The organism is Glaciihabitans arcticus (assembly GCF_004310685.1).
In the GTDB taxonomy this organism is placed as follows: Bacteria; Actinomycetota; Actinomycetes; order Actinomycetales; family Microbacteriaceae; genus Conyzicola; species Conyzicola arctica.
Genome location: NZ_SISG01000001.1, coordinates 772,628 through 792,990, shown reverse-complemented (window position 1 = coordinate 792,990; position 20,363 = coordinate 772,628). Strand labels below are relative to the sequence as shown.

Annotated in this window: 17 protein-coding genes; all 17 read right to left on the bottom strand. The window is 66.9% G+C overall.

Annotated features, from left to right (window positions below):
* Positions 1-153 precede the first annotated feature (153 nt).
* Positions 154-3,672 carry a DNA polymerase III subunit alpha gene (dnaE, locus tag EYE40_RS03635; RefSeq protein WP_420810035.1) on the bottom strand — a complete coding sequence of 1,173 codons (3,519 nt, stop codon included), beginning with the start codon at positions 3,670-3,672 and terminating at the stop codon, positions 154-156.
* Between the two features lie 93 nt (positions 3,673-3,765).
* Positions 3,766-4,686 carry an RluA family pseudouridine synthase gene (locus tag EYE40_RS03630; RefSeq protein ID WP_130980668.1) on the bottom strand — a complete coding sequence of 307 codons (921 nt, stop codon included), beginning with the start codon at positions 4,684-4,686 and terminating at the stop codon, positions 3,766-3,768.
* Positions 4,687-4,688: 2 nt separating this feature from the next.
* Entirely contained in the window at positions 4,689-5,267 is a 579-nt protein-coding gene (gene lspA / locus EYE40_RS03625; protein WP_193554479.1) for a signal peptidase II, read from the bottom strand.
* Positions 5,251-6,033 (bottom strand): DivIVA domain-containing protein, encoded by a 783-nt coding sequence (locus EYE40_RS03620; RefSeq protein ID WP_130980667.1) that lies wholly within the window; start codon positions 6,031-6,033, stop codon positions 5,251-5,253. Before EYE40_RS03620 ends, lspA begins: the two co-directional genes overlap by 17 nt.
* A 119-nt stretch (positions 6,034-6,152) precedes the next feature.
* Positions 6,153-6,452, bottom strand: coding sequence for a YggT family protein (locus EYE40_RS03615; protein ID WP_130980666.1), 300 nt, complete (start codon positions 6,450-6,452; stop codon positions 6,153-6,155).
* Between the two features lie 9 nt (positions 6,453-6,461).
* The gene (locus EYE40_RS03610; protein ID WP_130980665.1) at positions 6,462-6,950 is read right to left on the bottom strand and encodes a cell division protein SepF; all 489 of its coding nucleotides are present in this window, start codon (positions 6,948-6,950) and stop codon (positions 6,462-6,464) included.
* A gap of 35 nt (positions 6,951-6,985) precedes the next feature.
* Positions 6,986-7,660, bottom strand: coding sequence for a YggS family pyridoxal phosphate-dependent enzyme (locus EYE40_RS03605; protein WP_240034699.1), 675 nt, complete (start codon positions 7,658-7,660; stop codon positions 6,986-6,988).
* Positions 7,657-8,811 (bottom strand): cell division protein FtsZ, encoded by a 1,155-nt coding sequence (ftsZ, locus tag EYE40_RS03600; protein WP_130980664.1) that lies wholly within the window; start codon positions 8,809-8,811, stop codon positions 7,657-7,659. The genes EYE40_RS03605 and ftsZ overlap by 4 nt, the downstream gene beginning before the upstream one ends.
* A gap of 156 nt (positions 8,812-8,967) precedes the next feature.
* Positions 8,968-9,987, bottom strand: coding sequence for a cell division protein FtsQ/DivIB (locus tag EYE40_RS03595; RefSeq protein WP_240034698.1), 1,020 nt, complete (start codon positions 9,985-9,987; stop codon positions 8,968-8,970).
* 6 nt (positions 9,988-9,993) lie between these two features.
* Positions 9,994-11,397 (bottom strand): UDP-N-acetylmuramate--L-alanine ligase, encoded by a 1,404-nt coding sequence (gene murC, locus EYE40_RS03590; protein ID WP_130980663.1) that lies wholly within the window; start codon positions 11,395-11,397, stop codon positions 9,994-9,996.
* Between the two features lie 11 nt (positions 11,398-11,408).
* On the bottom strand, positions 11,409-12,500 hold the full coding sequence (locus EYE40_RS03585; RefSeq protein WP_130980662.1) for a UDP-N-acetylglucosamine--N-acetylmuramyl-(pentapeptide) pyrophosphoryl-undecaprenol N-acetylglucosamine transferase: 1,092 nt from the start codon (positions 12,498-12,500) through the stop codon (positions 11,409-11,411).
* Positions 12,497-13,765: a putative lipid II flippase FtsW gene (gene ftsW / locus EYE40_RS03580; protein WP_204742262.1), complete on the bottom strand. Its 1,269-nt coding sequence runs from the start codon at positions 13,763-13,765 to the stop codon at positions 12,497-12,499. The genes EYE40_RS03585 and ftsW overlap by 4 nt, the downstream gene beginning before the upstream one ends.
* Entirely contained in the window at positions 13,719-15,263 is a 1,545-nt protein-coding gene (gene murD / locus EYE40_RS03575; protein WP_130980660.1) for a UDP-N-acetylmuramoyl-L-alanine--D-glutamate ligase, read from the bottom strand. Before murD ends, ftsW begins: the two co-directional genes overlap by 47 nt.
* The gene (gene mraY, locus EYE40_RS03570) at positions 15,242-16,345 is read right to left on the bottom strand and encodes a phospho-N-acetylmuramoyl-pentapeptide-transferase (RefSeq protein ID WP_130980659.1); all 1,104 of its coding nucleotides are present in this window, start codon (positions 16,343-16,345) and stop codon (positions 15,242-15,244) included. Before mraY ends, murD begins: the two co-directional genes overlap by 22 nt.
* Positions 16,339-16,998: a glutamate ligase domain-containing protein gene (locus EYE40_RS03565; RefSeq protein ID WP_130980658.1), complete on the bottom strand. Its 660-nt coding sequence runs from the start codon at positions 16,996-16,998 to the stop codon at positions 16,339-16,341. The genes mraY and EYE40_RS03565 overlap by 7 nt, the downstream gene beginning before the upstream one ends.
* Positions 16,995-18,554, bottom strand: a complete 1,560-nt coding sequence (locus EYE40_RS03560; protein WP_130980657.1) for a Mur ligase family protein — start codon at positions 18,552-18,554, stop codon at positions 16,995-16,997. The genes EYE40_RS03565 and EYE40_RS03560 overlap by 4 nt, the downstream gene beginning before the upstream one ends.
* 27 nt (positions 18,555-18,581) lie before the next feature.
* Positions 18,582-20,354 (bottom strand): peptidoglycan D,D-transpeptidase FtsI family protein, encoded by a 1,773-nt coding sequence (locus tag EYE40_RS03555; RefSeq protein ID WP_240034696.1) that lies wholly within the window; start codon positions 20,352-20,354, stop codon positions 18,582-18,584.
* Positions 20,355-20,363: the final 9 nt, after the last annotated feature.

Below are 20,363 nucleotides of genomic sequence, written 5' to 3'. Positions count from 1 at the left end.
CGCGCGTTCTGGTCCTCTGCGCACTGGCTCATTGGACAGTGACGGGCGTCGAGTTGCCCTGCTCTGCTGCCTGATCGGGCTGCCGGGGGACGTCTTCGGGCAACTCGACCGGTCAGTCGCGAGTTCGGAGGCGTCGCGGGCCCGAGCGAGGCGCTAGCCGAGGCAATTTGGGCCTAGAAGCGTCTTCAGCTCCCCGTAGAGGTCCGCGGACACCTTCACCGGGAACGGGATCTCGAACGTGCGCGCGGTATTGCCCTTGATGAGCTTGAGGCGCACCTCGTTGTCACCCGCGTGCCGGATGAGCACGTCGTTGAGCGCCGAGACGACGTCGGTCGTGGCGCGGTTCTCCTGCATCGAGAGCAGGAGTGGTCCGGAACCGAGACTCTGGCCGAGATCGGGGACTGTCAGGCTGGAGGCGTGCAGGTTCATCCCGTCATCGCGCATGCTGACCCGACCACGCACGACGACGATCGAGTCGTTGGAGAGGGCGGGCGAGAACTCCTGGTAGGTCTTGCCCAGGAACATCACGCTGATCTCGGCGCCGAAGTCTTCGATGGTGACGATGCCGTACTGGTTGCCCGAGTTGCGGGCCACGCGGTGCTGCACGCTCGTGACGAGGCCTGCGACAGTGACGTGCTCGCCGTCGCCCGCGATGTTGCCGTCGAGTACCTCGATAATCGACGCGTCTGCGAGCTTCGCGAGCTGGATCTCGAGCCCCGCGAGCGGGTGGTCGGAGACGTAGAGCCCGAGCATCTCGCGCTCGAAGGCGAGCTTGTCGCGCTTGGCCCACTCGGGTCGGTCGGGCACGTTGTGTTCGGGCTGCGGTTCATCCCACAGGCTGTCGAAGTCGAAACCGACCTGTCCGTTCGCCTCGTTGCGCTTGCGGCTCACCGAGCTGTCGACGGCATCCTCGTGGATCTCGAGCAGGCCGCGGCGGGTGTTGCCGAGCGAGTCGAATGCGCCGGCCTTGATCAGGGATTCGACGGTTCGCTTGTTGGTGACCGGCAGCGGCACCTTGGAGAGGAAGTCGTGGAACGACTCGAAGCGCCCCTTCTCCTGGCGCGCGACACGAATGCCCTCGACCACGTTCGCGCCGACGTTTCGCACGGCACCGAGGCCGAAGCGGATGTCGCCGACGGGCGACCCCTCGGCGGCGGGCACGGCGGTGAAGTCGACGAACGACTCATTGACGTCAGGTGCGAGCACCTTGATGCCCATGCGGCGACACTCGTTCAGGTACATGCCGAGCTTGTCCTTGGAGTCGCCGACGCTCGTGAGCAGGGCGGCCATGTACTCGGCCGGGAAGTTCGCCTTGAGGTACGCGGTCCAGTAGCTGAGCACGCCGTAGCCGGCCGAGTGCGCCTTATTGAAGGCGTAGTCGGCGAAGGGCATCAGGGTGTCCCAGAGCACCTTGACGGCCTGCGCGCTGTAGCCATTGCCGAGCATTCCGCTCTCGAAGTCCGCGAACTGCTTGTCGAGCTCAGACTTCTTCTTCTTGCCCATCGCGCGGCGCAGCACGTCGGCCTGCCCGAGCGAGAATCCCGCCACCTTCTGTGCGACGAACATCACCTGCTCCTGGTAGACGATGAGGCCGTGGGTGATGCCGAGACTCTCGCGCAGCGGCTCCTCGAGCTCCGGGTGGATGGGGATGATCTCCTGCAGGCCGTTCTTGCGCAGCGCGTAGTTGGTGTGCGAGTTCATGCCCATGGGGCCGGGCCGGTACAGCGCGATGACCGCCGAGATGTCTTCGAAGCTCGTGGGCTTGAGCTGCTTGAGCAGCGAGCGCATGGGCCCGCCATCCAGCTGGAACACCCCGAGGGTGTCACCGCGCGCGAGCAGGTCGTAGGTCTTCGGGTCGGCGTCGAGGTCGAGGTCTTCGATCACGAGCTTCGAGCCCGTGTTCTTCTCGATCATGCGCAACGCGTCTTCGATGATGGTGAGGTTGCGCAGCCCCAGGAAGTCCATCTTGATCAGGCCGAGCGATTCGAGCGGCGGCTGGTCGAACTGGGTGATGATCGCGCCGTCGTCCTCGCGCTTCATGATCGGCAGCACGTCGAGAAGCGGCTCCGCAGAGAGGATGACGCCTGCCGCGTGCACTCCCCACTGGCGCTTGAGGTTCTCGATGCCGAGTGCCGTCTCGAAGACCTTCGCGGCCTCCGCGTCGGTCTCGATCACAGCTCGGATGTCGGACGCCTCTTTGTAGCGCTCGGCGTCCTTGTTCATGATGTCGCCGAGAGAGATGTCCTTGCCCATGATGGCGGGCGGCATCGCCTTCGTGAGCTTCTCACCGACGGAGTACGGCATCCCGAGCACGCGGGAAGAGTCTTTGAGTGCCTGCTTCGCCTTGATCGTGCCGTAGGTGACGATCTGCGCGACGCGATCGTCACCGTACTTGTCGGTCACGTAGCGGATGACCTCGGGGCGGCGGCGGTCGTCGAAGTCGACGTCGACGTCGGGCATGGAGACGCGCTCGGGGTTGAGGAAGCGCTCGAAGATGAGGCCGTGGTGGATGGGGTCGAGCTCGGTGATGCCCATCGCGTAGGAGGCCATCGATCCCGCGGCCGAACCACGACCGGGGCCGACGCGGATGCCCTGACTCTTCGCCCAGGCGATGAAGTCGGCGACGACGAGAAAGTAACCCGGGAAGCCCATCTGCTTGATGACGTCGACCTCGTACTGGGCCTGCGCGAGGTGCTTCTCGGAGGGGTTGTCCTTGAAGCGGCGCATCATTCCGACGGCGACCTCCTTCTCGAACCAGCTCGCCTCGGTCTCGCCCTCGGGCACCGGGAAACGCGGCATGAGGTCGCGGTGCTCGAAGTTGACCTCGCAGCGCTCGGCGATGAGCAGCGTGTTGTCGCAGGCCTCGGGGTGGTCGCGGAACAGGTGCCGCATCTGGGCGGCGCTCTTGAGGTAGAACTCGTCGGAGTCGAACTTGAACCGGTTCGGGTCGTCGAGGGTCGAGGCGGACTGCACGCAGAGCAGCGCGGCATGGGCCGTCGAGTCGTGAGCGTGGGTGTAGTGCAGGTCGTTTGTGGCGACGAGCGGCATGTTCATCTCTGTGGCGAGCTTCAGCAGGTCTTGCATGGTGCGTCGCTCGATGTCGATGCCGTGGTCCATGATCTCGGCGAAGAAGTTCTCCTTGCCGAAGATGTCCTGGAAGTCGCCCGCGGCTTTCTTCGCCTCGTCGTACTGGCCGAGGCGAAGGCGCGTCTGCACCTCACCGCCAACGCAGCCCGTGGTCGCGATGATGCCCTTCGAGTACTTCGACAGCAACTCGCGGTCCATGCGCGGCTTGAAGTAGAAGCCCTCGATCGAGGCGAGCGACGAGAGCCGGAAGAGGTTGTGCATCCCCTCGTTGTTCTCGGAGAGGAGGGTCATGTGCGTGTACGAGCCCGCGCCACCGACGTCATCCTGGTTCTGGTGGTTCTGGCCCCAGCGCACGCGGGTGCGATCCTGTCGTGCGGTGCCGGGCGTGATGTACGCCTCGGTGCCGATGATCGGCTTGATGCCGTTGGCCGTCGCCGTCTTCCAGAAGTCGTACGCACCGAACATGTTGCCGTGGTCGGTGACGGCGATGGCGGGCATCTTCTGCTCCGCTGCTGCCTGGATCAGCGGGCCGACGCGGGCTGCTCCGTCGAGCATCGAGTACTCGGAATGCACGTGCAGATGCACAAAGGAATCGTCGCTGGATGGCAAAAACGTCTCCGACTAGCCGTGGGTGGGTTTCAAGCTTAAGCCCCGACGGGGCCACGCGCTGGCGACGCGCTACACGTCGCGAAGAACGTCGAGCGCGTGCTGCAGGTCGGCCGGATACGTCGTCTCGAACTCGACCCACTGGCCGCTCGACGGGTGGGTCAGGCCGAGCTTCTTGGCGTGCAGCCACTGGCGGCCGAGGCCGAGGCGCGCGCTGATCGTCGGGTCGGCGCCGTACATGGCGTCTCCGACACAGGGATGACGCTGCGCGGCCATGTGCACCCGAATCTGGTGCGTGCGACCGGTCTCGAGGTGGATCTCGAGAAGGGACGCCGATGGGAATGCCTCGAGCGTCTCGTAGTGCGTGACGCTCGCCTTGCCGTCGGCGGTGATCGCGAACTTCCACGAGCTGCCGGGATGGCGGCCGATCGGTGCATCGATCGTGCCTGCGAGCGGGTCAGGATGCCCCTGCACGACCGCGTGATAGATCTTGGTGACCTCGCGGTCATGGAACTGGCGTTTGAGCTCGGTGTACGCGCGCTCGGACTTGGCGACGACCATCAGGCCGCTTGTGCCGACGTCGAGGCGGTGCACGATGCCCGCGCGTTCCGAGGCACCCGAGGTGGAGATACGGAATCCTGCACCCGCCAGGGCGCCGAGGACCGTCGGTCCCTCCCAACCCACGGAGGGGTGCGCTGCCACACCCACGGGCTTGTCGATGACCACGAGGTCGTCGTCGTCGTACACGATCGTCAGGTCGGAGACGATCACGGGAACGACGGCCGGAGCCTGCTTCGACTCCCACGTCACCTCGAGGAACTGGTCGGCGCGCAGGCGATCGCCCTTGCCGAGAACGATGCCGTCGGCGGTCACTCCCCCGGCCTCCGCCACCTCGGCGGCAAAGGTGCGGGAGAAGCCGAGCAGGCGCGCAAGGGCGCTGTCGACGCGCTCACCGACGAGACCGTCGGGAACGGGAAGGCTGCGGGTCTCCATGGCTATGCGGGGTCGACGGGTTCGACCGCGTCGTCGTGCTTCTTGTCGCGCACGGCGCGGGTGCCGTCGAGCTGCACGCCGCGAATGGTGAGGATGATGAACAGGCCCATGCTCGAGACGATCGCGATGTCGGCGATGTTGAAGATCGCCGGGAACAGGTAGACCTGGATGAAGTCGATGACGTGCCCGGTCCCGAAGCCCGGCTCGCGCAGCAGGCGGTCTGTCAGGTTGCCCAGGTTGCCACCGAGCAGCAGGCCGAACAGGCCGGCCCACGCGAGCGAACGGATGCGCCGCGCGAACACAAGGATGAAGACTGCGACGGCCGAGGCGAGGATCGCGAAGATCCAGGTGGAGCCGGTACCGATCGAGAACGCCGCGCCGGGATTGCGCACGAACGTGAAGCGCAGGAACTCGCCGATCACGTCGACGGTCACTCCCTCGGTGAGATTCTCAATGACGAGGAACTTGCTCACCTGGTCGAGCAGGTACACGCACACAGCAACAACGGCCAGTATCGCAAGAGCCCTGTAGCTGACTCGCGCTTTACCGGCCGTTGTTACGGTGTCAGTTGGCTCCGGCAAAGCCCGTGTAGTTCGCGGCCGGAGCGGGCGTCTGCTCCGGGGCGGCTGCGGGAGCCGCGGCGAACGCGGGTGCCGGCGCGGGAGTTCCGCCACCGGTCAGCACGGGGCTGTCGTCCAGTTCGCGGAGCTGGCCCTCGATATAGCCCTTGAGCTTCTGGCGGTAGTCGCGTTCGAAGGTTCGCAGTTCTTCGACGCGTGCCTCGAGCTGCTGGCGTTCCTGGTCGAGCTGCTGCAACTTGCCCTGGGCACCGGCTTCGGCCTCCTGCACAACGCGTGCGGCCGCAGCCTGTCCTTCGGCGATCAGAGCGTCGCGCTTCTCGACGCCCTCACGAACGTGCTCCTCGTGCAGGCGGCGGGCCAGCTGAAGGAGGTTGTTGGTGTTGTTGGGGTCGGAGTTCGGGTCGACGGCCGGCGCTGCGGGGGGAACCGCTGCTGCGGCTGCGGCGGCGGTTGCTGCTGCTGCCGCAGCAGCTGCCTGCTGCTCGGCGTAAGGGTCGGCGGGTGCGGGCGCGGCTGCCGGGGTCGGGAAGACCTGCGCGGGTGCTTGCTGGGCCTGGGGCGCCTCGCTCGCCGAACGCTGGAGTTCGGTGATGCGCGACTCGCTCGCGACGAGACGCTGGCGCAGCTCCTCGTTCTCCTGGTTCAGGCGGCGGAGCTCGACGACAACCTCATCGAGGAAGTCATCCACCTCGTCCTGGTCGTAACCTTCACGGAATTTGGTCGGTTGGAACCGCTTGTTGACTACATCTTCAGGAGTCAAAGCCATTGCCATCACCTCTAAAACTTTCTTGGAACGGATGCGTTGTACCGGCTAGCGCCAGTCACATTTTCTTCTGACGACCGGATCGGTCGCCGCAGACTTCTGTCCAGAGTACATCGGCTTGGCTAATTCATGAATCCGAAAACGATGTAGCTGAGGATAATCGCGAGCAGAAGCACGATGCTCCACGAGAAGTCGATCGAGACTCCACCGAGTCGAACCGGTGGCACAACGCGCCGCACGGCCTTCACGGGTGGATCGGTGACCGCATACACGGTCTCCGCGATCACGAGCACGGCGCCCTTCGGACGCCACTGCCGCGCGTAGTTCGCGGCGAGGTCGAAGCCGAATCTCACCCACATGAACACGATGAAGATCGTGATCGCGAAGTAGATGATCGAAGCGACGAGGGCTACGGGCTGCACAGCCCCGGCCTACTGCTGCGAGAAGAAGGAAGCGTCGACGTCCGACTCGACCTCGGCCTGGTCACCGCTCACCGCGACGTGCGCGGGCGAGAGGAGGAACACCTTGCTGGTGACGCGCTCGATGCGACCGTAGAGACCCTGCGACAGTCCGCTCGCGAAGTCGACGAGGCGACGTGCGTCGGGCTCGCTCATCTGCGAAAGGTTGATGATCACGGGGATTCCCTCGCGGAAGTTCTCGGCAATCACCTGTGCATCCTTGTAGGCGCGGGGGTGCACGGTGAGGATCTCGTTCATCTCGGCGGGCGCGGCGGTCGCCGCACGCGTTGCAGCCGGACGGCGCAGCGGAGTGACCGGCGCGCGGCCGGCGGTTGCCGCGACGGCGGGAGCCGGGTGCGCGACGGGAGCGGCAGGAGCGCTGGGCTGCTGCGCGGGCTCGTAGTCGTATTCTTCGTCAGCCAGGCCAAGGTAAACCATGGTCTTGCGCAGTGGGTTGGCCATTGTGATCCTCCGTACGGTGTAGCAGTCCTCTGAGATTAACCGGCGGCCGGCCGGTTTCCCGTGATTGCCGTGCCAATGCGTAGGTGTGTCGCGCCTTCGAGCACCGCCTCACGGAAGTCGCCCGACATGCCCATCGAGAGGCACGTGGCCTCCGGCGCCGACTTCTGCAGTCGCTCGGACGCCGCACGCACGCGGGCGAAGGCCGCCCGGGGCTCCTCACCGAGCGGGGCGACGGCCATGAGCCCGAGCAGGCGAAGTCCGGATGCCCCCAGCACAGCATCGACGAGGACGTCGAGCTCATTTTCCGCGACTCCCCCGCGCCCGGGGTCGTCGGTCAGGTTCAGCTGGAGGAACACGTCGACGGGATCGGGGCGCTCGCCCGCGAGCGCCGTCACGAGTGAGGCGCGGTCGAGCGAGTGGATGACGCTCGCGTACTCGAGCACGGGGCGCGCCTTCTTGCTCTGCAGCTGTCCGACGAAGTGCCAGGTGAGGGCGAGGTCGGCCAGCTCCGCAGCCTTGGGCCCGGCGTCCTGGTGCCGGTTCTCACCAACATCGGTGACGCCGAGTTGTGCTAGCTCGCGTACGAGGCTCGCCGGATGGAACTTGGTGACGACGATGGTGGTGATGTCGGCCGGGCTCCGGCCGGCGGCGCGCGCGGCGTCGGCGACCTCAGCGGTCACCCGCTCCAGTCGCTCGGCGAGCGGGGTCACTTGAGAAAGTCGGGGATGTCCAGGTCGTCGCTGTCGTTGTCGTCGAACGTGCGGTCGATCGGCGCGGTGGCCGGCGGCTCGTTCGGCGTCCACGCGGCGGCCGGGGCCTCTTCGGTGGGAACGACGGGTGCGACGGTGGGCTGCGCGCCGCTCTCGGCGCCCACGAAGTTGCTGCGGCGCGGGTCGGCGTGCTTGACGGCAGGCTCGCCGCCGTCGAAGCCTGCGGCGATGACCGTGACGCGCACCTCGTCACCGAGGGTGTCGTCGATGACGGCACCGAAGATGATGTTGGCCTCGGGGTGAACGGCTTCCTGAACGAGACGGGCGGCGTCGTTGATCTCGAAGATGCCGAGGTTGGATCCACCCTGCACACTGAGCAGCACTCCGTGTGCTCCGTCGATGGAGGCCTCGAGCAGCGGCGACGCGACGGCAAGCTCTGCGGCCTTAATGGCGCGGTCGGCTCCCCTCGCGGATCCGATGCCCATCAGCGCGGAACCGGCACCCTGCATAACCGACTTGACGTCGGCGAAGTCGAGGTTGATGAGTCCGGGGGTCGTGATCAAGTCGGTGATGCCCTGGACTCCGGCAAGGAGCACCTGGTCGGCGGTGGCGAATGCCTCGAGCATGCTGATGCCGCGGTCGCTGATCTCGAGCAGGCGGTCGTTGGGCACGACGATGAGGGTATCGACCTCGTTCTTGAGGTTCGAGACACCGATGTCAGCCTGGCTCGATCGGCGCTTGCCCTCGAAGCCGAAGGGCTTGGTGACGACACCGATCGTGAGTGCGCCGATCGATTTGGCGATGCGGGCGACGACGGGGGCTCCACCGGTTCCGGTTCCGCCACCCTCTCCCGCGGTGACGAAGACCATGTCGGCTCCGGCGAGGGCTTCTTCGATCTCCTCGGCGTGGTCCTCGGCGGCGCGACGGCCGACCTCGGGGTCAGCGCCGGCTCCGAGGCCGCGGGTGAGTTCGCGACCGACGTCGAGCTTGACGTCGGCATCGCTCATGAGCAGCGCCTGGGCGTCGGTGTTGATGGCGATGAACTCCACGCCGCGCAGGCCGAGTTCGATCATGCGGTTCACTGCGTTGACGCCGCCGCCGCCTATGCCGACGACCTTGATGACGGCTAGGTAGTTCTGGTTCGATGTCACGTTTCTCGGCCTCCGCTGCCATTTTCTACCGGAGAGCTAACGTTCAACCTCTACTTGAGGTATAATGTTATGCCCGGTATGCATTTCCTGCTCTGAGAGTAGGTTGCCGACGACGAACGAGGATGCAGCGGCTGCCGCGTGTCGCAAAGTCGCCGCTCAGCGGCGCGTGATCACGGCGCTCTCGGGGGCCGAGACGTCGTACTCGTACTTCACGCTCTGCTTCGTCTTGGCGAACAGCGCGGTCAGCACCCGCGCCTTGTACGCCGAGCGATCGGCACTCCCCCAGATCACGCTCTGCCCGACACCGCGGATCACGAAGCGCACGTCGTCCTGCGTGCTCGCGGTGATCGTGTCGACCTGGGCGAGCATCGCGGGCGGCAGGGCGAGCAGCACCTCGACGGCGGAGTCGAAGGCGGCCCCCTCGGTCTCCGCGCCATCCACCACTATGAGAGGCACATCGGCCGGTCGTTCGGCGGTGGTCTGCACGGGCACGCCCGCCGGGTCGACGAGGTCGAATTCCTCGCCGCGCTGGATGACGCCCACCGGCTCGCGTTCCTCGATGTTGATGATGAGCGTGTTGGGCGGCACCGTCTCGGTGACGTAGCTGCGGATGAGCGGGAACGCGCTCAGGGCCCGCTCGAGCTGCGCCTCGTCGACGAGCGCGAGCGGTGTGCCGAGCTGGCCGTTGACGGCGGCGAGCACATCCTTCTTGTCGATGCGCGAGGTGCCCTGGATGGTGATCTCGCGCAGTGCGAGAATCGGCGAGAACACGGCGATCGCGAGCACGAGCACGAGGGTCGCGGCGATGCCGCCCGTGGTCAGCCAGAACGCCCGGCGGGAGCGAAGCCGGCGGGTGAAGCGTCGCACCTCGCCACGTTCGAAGCGCTTGCGCTCCCGGGCGGCTCGGCGCAGCTCCGCCTTCACGTTGGGCAGTCTCTGCGCCTTCGGCTGAGCGGGCGCGAGAGTCGGAGCGACCGTCGCGGGCTGACGGATCGTGGGTCGCGTGACACCGGGGCGTCCGGCCGGGGTGGCGCGCGACGACGGGGGCAAAGCCGTCGGCGCGGCAGGCTGCTTCTTCGCCTGGGGTGCCTGCTTCCTCGCTTTTGGCGCGGGGGCCTGCACCACGGGCTGCTGGGGCTTCCGCGCGGCGGGGTCGAAGCCTTCCGGTCTCTTCACGGGCCGTTACGCGCTCGGCGTCGCCTGCAGGGAGGCGAGCAGCTGGGGAACGATGCGGTACACGTCGCCACAGCTCAGGGTCATGATGATGTCGCCCTCGCGCGCGATGGACGCGGCGTGGTCGGCGGCCTGCTGCCAGTCGGGGAGGTAGGAGACGTGGGCGGGGTCGGCGAACCGCTCAGAGACGAGAGCGCCGGTGACTCCGGGGATGGGGTCTTCGCGGGCGCCGTACACATCCAGAACAATCGTCTCGTCGGCGAGCTGCTCGTAGACGGCCGCGAAGTCGCCGGCCATGAGCTGGGTGCGGCTGTAGAGATGCGGCTGGTGCACGGCGATAATGCGACCGGCGCCGACCACGGTGCGTGCGGCGGAGAGCGCTGCGGCGACCTCGGTCGGGTGGTGGGCGTAATCGTCGTAGACGCTGACGCCGCGAACGACGCCGTGCAGCTCGAAGCGGCGCTCGGTGCCGCCGAAGAGTTCGATGCCGGCGAGGGCAGCGGCGGGCTCGAAGCCGAGGCCGACAAGCACCGCGAAGGCGCCGACGGCGTTGAGCGCGTTGTGCTTGCCAGGGACCCGCAGCTGGGCGGGATAGTCGGCGCCCTGCCACGACACGGTGAAGGCGACGGGGCCTTCGCTCGTGATCGAGTGGACGCGGGCGTGCGCCGCGGCATCCTCACCGAATGTGATGACGCGCTTGTGGTCGAGGGCCTTCGTGACGCGCACGGCGCCCGGGTCGTCACTCGAAACGACAACGAGCTCGCTCGCGCGGCTCGCGAACGTCACGAATGCCTCGTCGAATGCCTCGTGCGAGCCGTAGTGGTCAAGGTGGTCGGCGTCGACGTTGGTGATCAGGGCGACGGCGGTGTCGTAGAGCAGGAAGGATCCGTCGGACTCATCGGCCTCGACGACGAACAGCTCGCCCTCGCCGCGTGCGCTCGACACTCCGAGCGACTGGATGACGCCACCGTTCACGAAGCTGGGGTCTGCACCGAGTTGAAGCAGTGCCGTGATGATCATGCCGGTCGACGTGGTCTTGCCGTGCGCTCCCGCGACGGCGATCAGGCGCTGGTCGCTGATCAGCCAGGCGAGCGCCTGTGAGCGGTGCAGCACCGGGATACCGCGTTCGACGGCCGCGAGGTACTCGGGGTTGTCGGGCCAGAGGGCACCGGTGAAGACGAGGGCGTCGACGTCGGGCGAGAGATTCGCGGCGTCGTGGCCGATCGAGACGGTGGCGCCGAGCTCGCGCAGGGCCTCCGTGTTGTGGTTCTCGCTGCGGTCGGAACCGGTCACGGTGTGACCCGCGCCGAGGAACAGGCGGGCGATGCCGCTCATTCCCGAACCGCCGATGCCCACGAAGTGGACGGAACCAAGCTCAGCGGGGAGCTCCTGGGTGAAGTCTGGGCTAATCATCGGAATCGATTTTACGCGCTCGCGGGTGTCGCCGAGGCGAGGGCGCGCGCGACGAGGTCTGCCATGCGGTCTGCACCATCGGAAACACCGGTCGTCGCCGCGAGGGTTGCCATCTCGGCGAGCAGGGCGCGATCGCGCAGCAGCGGCACAAGAGTGCTGGCGACCCAGGCGGGGGTGAACTGCGCGTCCGCGACGATCATCGCGCCACCGGCCGCAACGACATCCGCCGCATTGAAGCGTTGTTCGCCATTGCCGACCGGGTAGGGCACGTAGACGGCGGCGAGGCCGACGGCCGAGAATTCGCTCACCGTGGCGGAGCCGGAACGGGCGACGGCAAGCTCGGCGACAGCGATTGCGAGGTCCATGCGGTCGCAGTAGCGCAGCAGGGTGTAGCCGTCGAGCCGGGGATCCTCGAGCTCGGACTTCTCCCCCACGATGTGCAGCACCTGCCAGCCCGCACCGAGCAGCAGTGGAGCCGACTCGGCGATCGTCGCATTGATCGAACGGGCGCCGGTCGAGCCGCCGGTGACGAGCAGCACGGGGCGCTCGTTGTCGAATCCGAACAGTCGGATGCCCTCCGCACGGGCCGCGTGACGGTCGAGCTGCTCGATCTCGCGACGCAGGGGCATCCCGACGAAGGTCGCATTCCTGATGCGGGTCGAGGCGAAGGCCACGCCCACGAATCGCGTGATCCAGCTGCCCAGTCGGTTGGCGATTCCCGGGCGCGCGTTGGCCTCGTGCACAACAAGAGGGGTCCTGGTGCGGCGCGCGGCAAGGTAGGCGGGCGCTGAGGCGTAACCACCGAAGCCGACGATCACGTCGACGCCACGGTCGGCGATGATCGCCACGACCTCGTCGACGGCAGACCGCAGGCGCTTCGGGAAAGACAGGGCGGCACGGTTCGGCCGACGCGGGAACGGCAGGCGGGCCACCGTGATGAGCTCGTAGCCGCGGGCCGGCACAAGGCGGGCCTCCAGGCCTTCGGCCGTTCCGATCACGAGGATCTCGGCATCGGGGTCACGATCGCGCAGGCGGTCCGCGGTTGCGAGCAGGGGGTTCACATGGCCGGCAGTACCGCCGCCGGCGAGAAGATACGTCGTCACGAGCGCGGGCGGGCTCTCTGCGTGGCGGCGAGGCGCGAGCGCTCGGCAGGGGTCTGCTCGACGATCTCTTCCGCGAGGCGCGGTTCTGCCGTTCGGGCGAAGGACAACACAACACCGATCGCGAGGAGGGTCGATATCAGGGCCGAACCACCCGCGGAGATGAGGGGCAACGGCACCCCGAGCACCGGGAGAAGCTTCAGCACCACCGCGATGTTCACGAGCGCCTGGCCGACGATCCAGATGAGCACGCCGCCGGTGACGATGCGGGCGAATGGGTCGCGCGTGCCCCGGATGATGCGCACGAGAGCGATCGCGAGCACAATGAAGAGCACAAGCACGACGATCGCACCGATGAGTCCGAGCTCCTCGCCGATGATCGCGAAGATGTAGTCGTTCTGGGCCTCGGGCAGCCACGACCACTTGGCCTTCGAGTTGCCGAGCCCCACACCGAATACCCCGCCGGAGGCGAGCGCCCAGGTGCCGTGGGTGGGCTGCCAGCAGCCGTTGATGTAGTCGGCGGGTGTGCAGCCGTACAGCCAGGCGTTGATGCGCGCGGTGCGCGAGGAACTGCCGAACGCGAAGACGACGCCGAACATGGCGATGAGGGCGATGGCCGTGCCGAGCAGCTTGAGGCGGATGCCGGCGAAGAACATGGTTCCGAGCACGATCGACAGGATGATGATCGCTGTTCCGAGGTCGTTACCCAGGAGCACGAGTCCGATGGCAAGCAGGGCGACCGGGCCGATGGGCAGCAGCACGTGCCGCCAGTTGTGCAGCAGGCCGGACTTGGCGGTGAGCACGAGCGCGATCCAAAGGATCAACGCGAGCTTCACAAGTTCGGACGGCTGAACGCTGAACACCCCGAAGTCGAGCCAGTTGCGGTTTCCGCCATAGCCATAGCCGAGCGGAGTGAAGACCAGGATCTGCAGCACCATTCCGACACCGAGCGCGAGCCAGGCCCACTTCTTCCAGAACGTCACGGGAATGCGCGACACGATGAGCATCAGCGGGATTCCGATCGCGGCGTACAGGCCCTGGCGCGAGAACTCCTCGAACGCCGAGCCGGTCTTGAGCTTCGACTCGATCGACGAGGAGGACAGCACCATCACGAGGCCGAACACCACGAGGAAGAGCACCGTGCCGAGCAGCAGGAAGTAGTTGGACGACTCCGCAGCGAACAGCTTGCGCACGCCGACGAGGGCGGCGGGGGCCGAGGGGTCAGATGCCGGTCTCGGGGCCTTCGGGCGCTGCGGGCGTTCCGTCATCATCCGCCGCCCCTCTTACGTGCTCTCGAACCGCCGCGGCGAATCGTCGTCCGCGGTCGGAGTAGTCGGTGAACTGGTCCATCGATGCGGCGGCCGGAGCCAGGAGGACAACGTCCCCCGGCAGTGCTGCAGCAGCCGACAGACGCACGGCCTCCGACATTACGTCTTCAGTCTCGGTCGGCTCGGCCTCGAACACCGGCAGCGCGGGCGCGTGTCGCGCGAATGCCGCGAGAACAGCCGCGCGATCCACCCCGATCACGATTGCGGCGCGCAGTCTTGGAGCGTGCTTCGCGACGAGGTCGCCGACGTCGACGCCCTTGAGCAGCCCGCCGACGATCCAGACGACCGAGGGGAACGCCGAGAGCGAGGCGTTGGCCGCGTGCGGGTTGGTCGCCTTCGAGTCGTCTACCCAGTTCACTCCCCCGTGCTCGAGCACGGGCTCCGTGCGGTGCGAATCCATCCGGAAGGTGGCGATACCCGAACGGATGACCGCAGGCTCGACCCCGTACGCCCGGGCCAGGGCGGCCGCCGCAAGAACGTTGGCGACCGAGTGCGGTGCCGCAAGGCCGGACGAAGCGAGCTCACCGTGCGTCGTCAGCTCGAGGGCGGCGTTGTGGCGGTCATCGAGGAACGCGCGATCCACGATCAGGTCGTCGACCATGCCGAGCTCGCTGAGTCCCGGCAGGTCGAGGCCGAACCCGATGGCGCGGCATCCCTCGATCACATCGGCCTCTTCGACCATGCGACGCGTCGCGAGGTCGGCCTTGTTGTAGACGCAGGCGACCCGGGTGTTCTCATAGACCTTCGCCTTCGCGGCGGCGTAGGCCTCGGCGGAACCGTGCCAGTCGAGGTGGTCGTCGGCGAGGTTGAGGCAGACGCTCGCGAGCGGCGAGATGGCGCCCTCGGCGTTGCGGTTGATCCAGTGCAGCTGGTAGCTCGAGAGCTCGACGACGAGGGCGTCGAAGCCGATCGGGTCGCGCACGGCGTCGAGCACGGGCACGCCGATGTTGCCGGCCGCGAGCACGCGAGCACCCGACTCGACGAGCAGGTGGGTGGTGAGCTGCACGGTCGTGGTCTTGCCGTTGGTACCGGTCACGCAGATCCACTCGGCGGCGCGCACCTTGTCGCGCACGCGCCAGGCGAGCTCGATGTCGCCCCAGATCGGGATGCCCTGCTGCTCGGCCCAGAGCAGCAGGGGGTGGTCGGGGTGGAAGCCGGGCGAGACGATCAACACGTCGGCGCCGAAGTCGGCCAGTCCGGCCGGAACCGCACTGAGGTCGGCCTCGATGAGCGCCGCGCCGATCACGTCGAGCAGGTCGGCCTGCTCGGCCGGAGCCTTCGAGGCGACGACGAGAACGTCCGCGCCGAGCTCCACGAGAGTGTCGGCGACGGAGAAGCCGGTCACGCCGAGCCCGAGCACTGCGGCCCGCACGCCCTTCCAGTCGGCATGCCAGCTCGTCAGGGTACTGAGGTCTGTCACGGCTGGCTGGTCGTCCATTCGATGTAGAAGATTCCGATGCCGGCGGCGACGAAGAGTCCGGCGATGATCCAGAACCGCACGACGACGGTGATCTCGGCCCAGCCCTTGAGCTCGAAGTGGTGGTGCAGCGGGCTCATGAGGAAGATGCGCTTGCCCTTGGTGAGCTTGAAGTACACGCGCTGCAGGATCACGGATCCCGTGACGATGAGGAACAGTCCACCGGTGAAGACGAGCAGCAACTCGGTGCGGCTGAGGATGGCGAGGGCGGCGAGTGCGCCACCGAGGCCGAGCGAGCCGGTGTCGCCCATGAAGATCTGGGCGGGTGAGGTGTTCCACCAGAGGAAGCCGATGAGGCTGCCCGTGATGGCGGCAGCGATGATCGCGAGGTCGAGCGGTTCCTGCACGTTGTAGCAGCGGTACAGGTCTTCATCGACCGCACCCCCGACACCGAAGCAGCTCTGGTTCTTCTGCCAGAAGCCGATGAAGACGTAGGCCGACATCGCGAGGATCGAGGCACCGGTCGCGAGGCCGTCGAGTCCGTCGGCGACATTCACGCCGTTGGACGCGCTCACCGAGATCACTACGACCCACAGGCCGAACAGCACGAGGCCGAGGATCGGCCCGAAAACCATGAGATCGAGCCACTCGATATCGCGAACGCCCGAGATGGCGGTGGATGCCGCAGCACGACCGTCCCCGTCGGGAATCAGGGCGAGCACTGCAAAGATCGCGGCGACGACGACCTGGCCGGCGATCTTTGCCCAGCCCCCGAGGCCGAGGCTGCGCTGGTTGCGGGTCTTGAGGAAGTCGTCGATGAAGCCGACGAATCCGAGACCGACCATCATGAAGATGACGAGCAGGGCCGGCCGCGAGATGGGCTCGCTCGCGATCAGGTGGCCGACGAAGTAACCCGTGACTGCGCCGAGAATGAAGACGATGCCGCCCATCGTGGGCGTGCCGCGCTTGGCGTGGTGAGTCTGCGGACCGTCATCCCGAATGAACTGGCCCCAGCCGATGCGGTTGAAGAGTCGGATGAACAGGGGCGTCAGGAACAGCGTGAACGCCATGGCGATTGCCGCAGAGATAAGAAGGGCTACCACGAGTCAGCTCCTCCCAGCCGGTCTCCGAGAGACCCCAGCCCGGCCGATGCCGATGACTTCACGAGCACAACGTCTCCGTCACGCAGGTCTACTCCCAGAAGATCGTATGCCTCTTCTGCAGTGCCAACGAGCACCGACTCCCCATCCCACGAACCTTCGAGGCCCGCCGCGTTGTGAATGTGACGTGCTCCGTCGCCCACGACGACGAGCTTCGAGATGTTCAAACGCACGACGATGCGGCCGATGCGATCGTGCTCCTCTCGCCACTCGGTGGGGTCGTCGACGTCCACCTCGCCGAGCACGGCGATCGAGCGACTGCCATCGAGGGCGAGCTCGGCGAGCGTCTTGAGGGCGGCGATCGTGGTCGACGGCGTCGCCTCGGAAGCATCATTGAGAACGAGGATGCCCGGGCTCGGGTACAGCGCCTGCATGTCCCAGCGCTCGCCGCGCGAGGAGCTCGTAGCTGCCGTGAGCGCGAGCTCGAGCGGAAGGCCCTCCTCGAGTGAGGCCTCGAGGCTCGCGAGGGCGGGTTCGACGTACCGCTCCCCCGCGCGCTGCAGGGTCACGATGGCGCCGGTCCAGGGGTTGTCCCCGGAGACGGTGAAGCTGGTACCCGCGCGCGTGATGCGCACGTTGGCCGCGTCGAAGGTCACGCCCAGCCTGCCTCGAGCAGGGCGGCACGCGCCTCGTCACGCGCGGAATAGGGCGTGCGCACGCCCTCGATATCGCGGTAGTCCTGGTGGCCGGGTCCGGCCCAGAGGATCGAGTCTCCCTCTTTCGCAAGCTGCACGGCCGCGCGGATCGCCTGCTCGGGCGGGCTGACCTCGTGCACGTCGGACGGGCTCGCGGCGAGGGCCGCTCCCTCGACGAGGGTGGCGCGGATGGAGGTCGGGTCCTCGTAGCGCGGGTGATGGTCGGTGATGACCAGCACGTCGGAGTACTCGGCGGCGACGCGGCCCATCTCGTGGCGCTTGGTGGCGTCGCGGTCGCCGTCGGCACCGAAGACCATGATGACTCGGCCGGAAGTGACCTTGCGCACGGCCTGCAGCGTCTGCTCGAAAGCGTCGGGGCTGTGGCCGAAGTCGACGTACACGGTCGGCCCGTGGTCGCCCGAGATGCGCTCGGTGCGACCGGGCAGGTAGGCGTCGATGCCGCCGCCCGGGTTGTCCTCGGAGGGCTCGAGTGCCTGGCCGATCGCCTCGAGCTCGAAACCTGCCTCAACGAGCATCACGATCGCGAGCGCACCGTTAGCCGCCATGTGCCAGCCGATGAGCGGCACACGGGTCGTGAGGGTGCGGTCCTCGGGCCCGGTGAGGGTGAACTCGGTGTAGGCAGCCGTCTCCTCGACGATCTCGACCATCCACTCGGCCTCGACACCCGGCGTGGCCGAGATCGTGGTGATCGGGATGCGCGACTCCTCGACGACCCGCTGACCGTAGGGCGAGTCCAGGGAGATCACACCGCGCTTGCCGCGATCTGGCTGGAACAGGGCGAGCTTCGCCTGGAAGTACTCCTCCATGTCGGCGTAGTCGTCGAGGTGGTCGTGGCTGAGGTTCGTGAACGCGACGACGTCGAACAGCAAGCCGTCTACGCGATTGCGGCTGAGCGCCTGCGCGCTCACCTCGATGACGACCGCACGCACCTCGCTCTCGCGCATACGGGCGAGCAGGGCGTGCATCTCGCTGGCCTCCGGGGTGGTCAGGCGGCTCACCACGGTCAGGTCGCCGATGTGGCGCTCGGCCGTCGAGCTGAGTCCGCTGACAAGCCCGAGCTGGCGCAGGATGCCCTCGAGCAGGTACGACACACTGGTCTTGCCGTTGGTACCGGTGGTGCCGAAGAGCAGGGGTGGGTGCTCCATGGTGCGGTACACCCACGCCGAGATGGCACCGAGAGCCGTGCGCGGGGCCTCGACGAGCAGCATGGGCAGCCCTGAGCTGTCTGCGAGGGTTGCGCCCGCGGCATCCGTCAAAATCGCGACAGCACCGCCTTTGCGCGCTTTCTCCGCGTACTTCGCACCGTGGCTGACCGCGCCGGGCATGCCGACGTAGAGGTCACCGGGGTGCAGGTCGTCGGTGCTGAGGGTCACACCGGTGATCTCGATGCCGTCGAGCGATCCCCGGTAGTCGAGGCCAAACTCTTCGACGAGCCCCGACAGGGCCCTGGCCGAGGGATGCTCCGGTCGAAGAACCGTGGGAATCCGAGCGGTCACGCGGTACTCATTTCTGCACAGCCGGTGTTACCAGGATTGGGGAATCTCCGGGGCCGGCTTGGTCGAGGGGGTCACCCTGAACGTCTTGATGACCTGGGTCATGATCTTCTTGAAGGTGGGTGCTGCTGCACCCGACGTCTTCATCGTATCGGGGTTGCCGAAGGTGACCACAACCGCGTACTCGGGCGCCTCGGCCGGAATGAGGCCCGCGACGGAGACCGTGTAGTTGTTGCCGTAGCGTCCGTTCTCGGCGACCTGGGCGGTTCCGGTCTTCGCCGCGATGCGGTATCCCGGAATCTGCAGGGTGCTGCTCAGCCAGCCCTGGGTGACGACGTTCTCCATCATCTGCACCGTCTGCGTTGCCGCCTTGTCGGAGACGACCCGAATGCCCTCCGTGGACGGGAGGTCGGTGACGGTGCCGTCCGCCTGCTCACAGCCCTCGACGAGCGTGAGCGGCATGCGCACACCCTTGTTGCCGAGGGTCTGGTACGCGGAGGCGACCTGCGCGGTCGTAGTCTGCATGGCCTGTCCGAACGAGAGCGCGTAGGTCGTGATCGCGTCGCCCCACTTGCCGTTCGCATTCAGCTTCGGGATGAGGCCGGTCGACTCGCCTCCGAACCCAACGGCGGTCTTCTGGCTCAGCCCGAACTTCAGGAAGTACTCGCGCCGCTCCTTGGGGCTCATCTTCTCGGAGAGGATCGAGATGCCGATGTTGGAGGAGTTCGTGATGATGCCGGCAGTTGTGTAGTGCAGGTCGCCGTGCGAGAAGGAGTCCTTGATGCGGCCGCCGCCCTCGGTGTACAGGGCACCGGGCACGTTCACGTTGGTCGTCTGGGTGATGAGGCCCGCGTCGAGCAGCATGGCGGCGGTGAGCGGCTTCATGGTCGAGCCGGGCTCATATGGCGTGGAGAACGCGACCGAGCCGAGTTCCGTCTTCTTCGAAGCGCTCACGTTGTTCGGGTCGACCGAGGGGTAGTCGGTCATCGCCATCACGTGGCCATCGCTCACGCGCACCACTGCGGCGGTCGCCCAGTCCGCACCGAGCTCTTCGGCACGAGCGGCCATCGTCTGCTGCACGTAGAAGGTGAAGTCGCTGTCGATGGTGAGCTTGAGCGTGCCGCCATCCTTCTTCTCCTTGGTCGTCACGGTGCTACCCGGAAGACGCACGCCGTCGGAGCTGCGTTCGTAGGTCGAGGTGCCGTTCACGTTGTCGAGGCACGAGCGGTACTGCTTCTCGAGGCCGGCCTGCGGTCCATCGGTGCCCATAAAACCCACGAGGTTGCCGGCGACGGCACCGCTCGGGTAGGTGCGACTCGGGCGCACCTGGTTGAAGACGAAGGGGATCTTGAGTGCCTTGACCAGGCCGAGGGTGTCGAGGGTCTCCGCCTTCGACAGCAGTACGTAGTCGGAGGTCGGGTCGGTGGTGAGCTTGCTGATCAACTCGGCGGCGTCCTCGCCGGTCGCCTCGGCGAGCTCGGTGACGGCCTGCATAAACGTGACCTTGGTCTTGACACCCTTGTCGTCCTTGCGCGTGAAGGACTCCTTGACGAGCTTCGGCGAGGCGATGATGTCGAACCGGTCGACGCTGTTCGCGAGGATCACGCCGTTCGAGTCGACGATGTCGCCGCGCGCCGCGTATTCGACGAGGTTGATCGAGCGCTTGCCGAGCGACTCCTTGTTGAGCTCGTCGGCGCTGACCACCTGGATGTCGACGAGCCGACCGACAAAGAGTCCGACGACACACATGATCGCCAGCACCGTGGCGGTGAGGCGTCGCCTCGTGCTGCGGGGGTTGTTCACGGGTGTCCT

Coding starts and splice junctions, on each gene's coding strand:
- murD (WP_130980660.1), bottom strand. CDS start 15,263: ATGGACGACCAGCCAGCCGTGACAGACCTCAGTACCCTGACGAGCTGG.
- EYE40_RS03610 (WP_130980665.1), bottom strand. CDS start 6,950: ATGGCCAACCCACTGCGCAAGACCATGGTTTACCTTGGCCTGGCTGAC.
- EYE40_RS03620 (WP_130980667.1), bottom strand. CDS start 6,033: ATGGCTTTGACTCCTGAAGATGTAGTCAACAAGCGGTTCCAACCGACC.
- ftsW (WP_204742262.1), bottom strand. CDS start 13,765: ATGACGGAACGCCCGCAGCGCCCGAAGGCCCCGAGACCGGCATCTGAC.
- murC (WP_130980663.1), bottom strand. CDS start 11,397: ATGATTAGCCCAGACTTCACCCAGGAGCTCCCCGCTGAGCTTGGTTCC.
- EYE40_RS03630 (WP_130980668.1), bottom strand. CDS start 4,686: ATGGAGACCCGCAGCCTTCCCGTTCCCGACGGTCTCGTCGGTGAGCGC.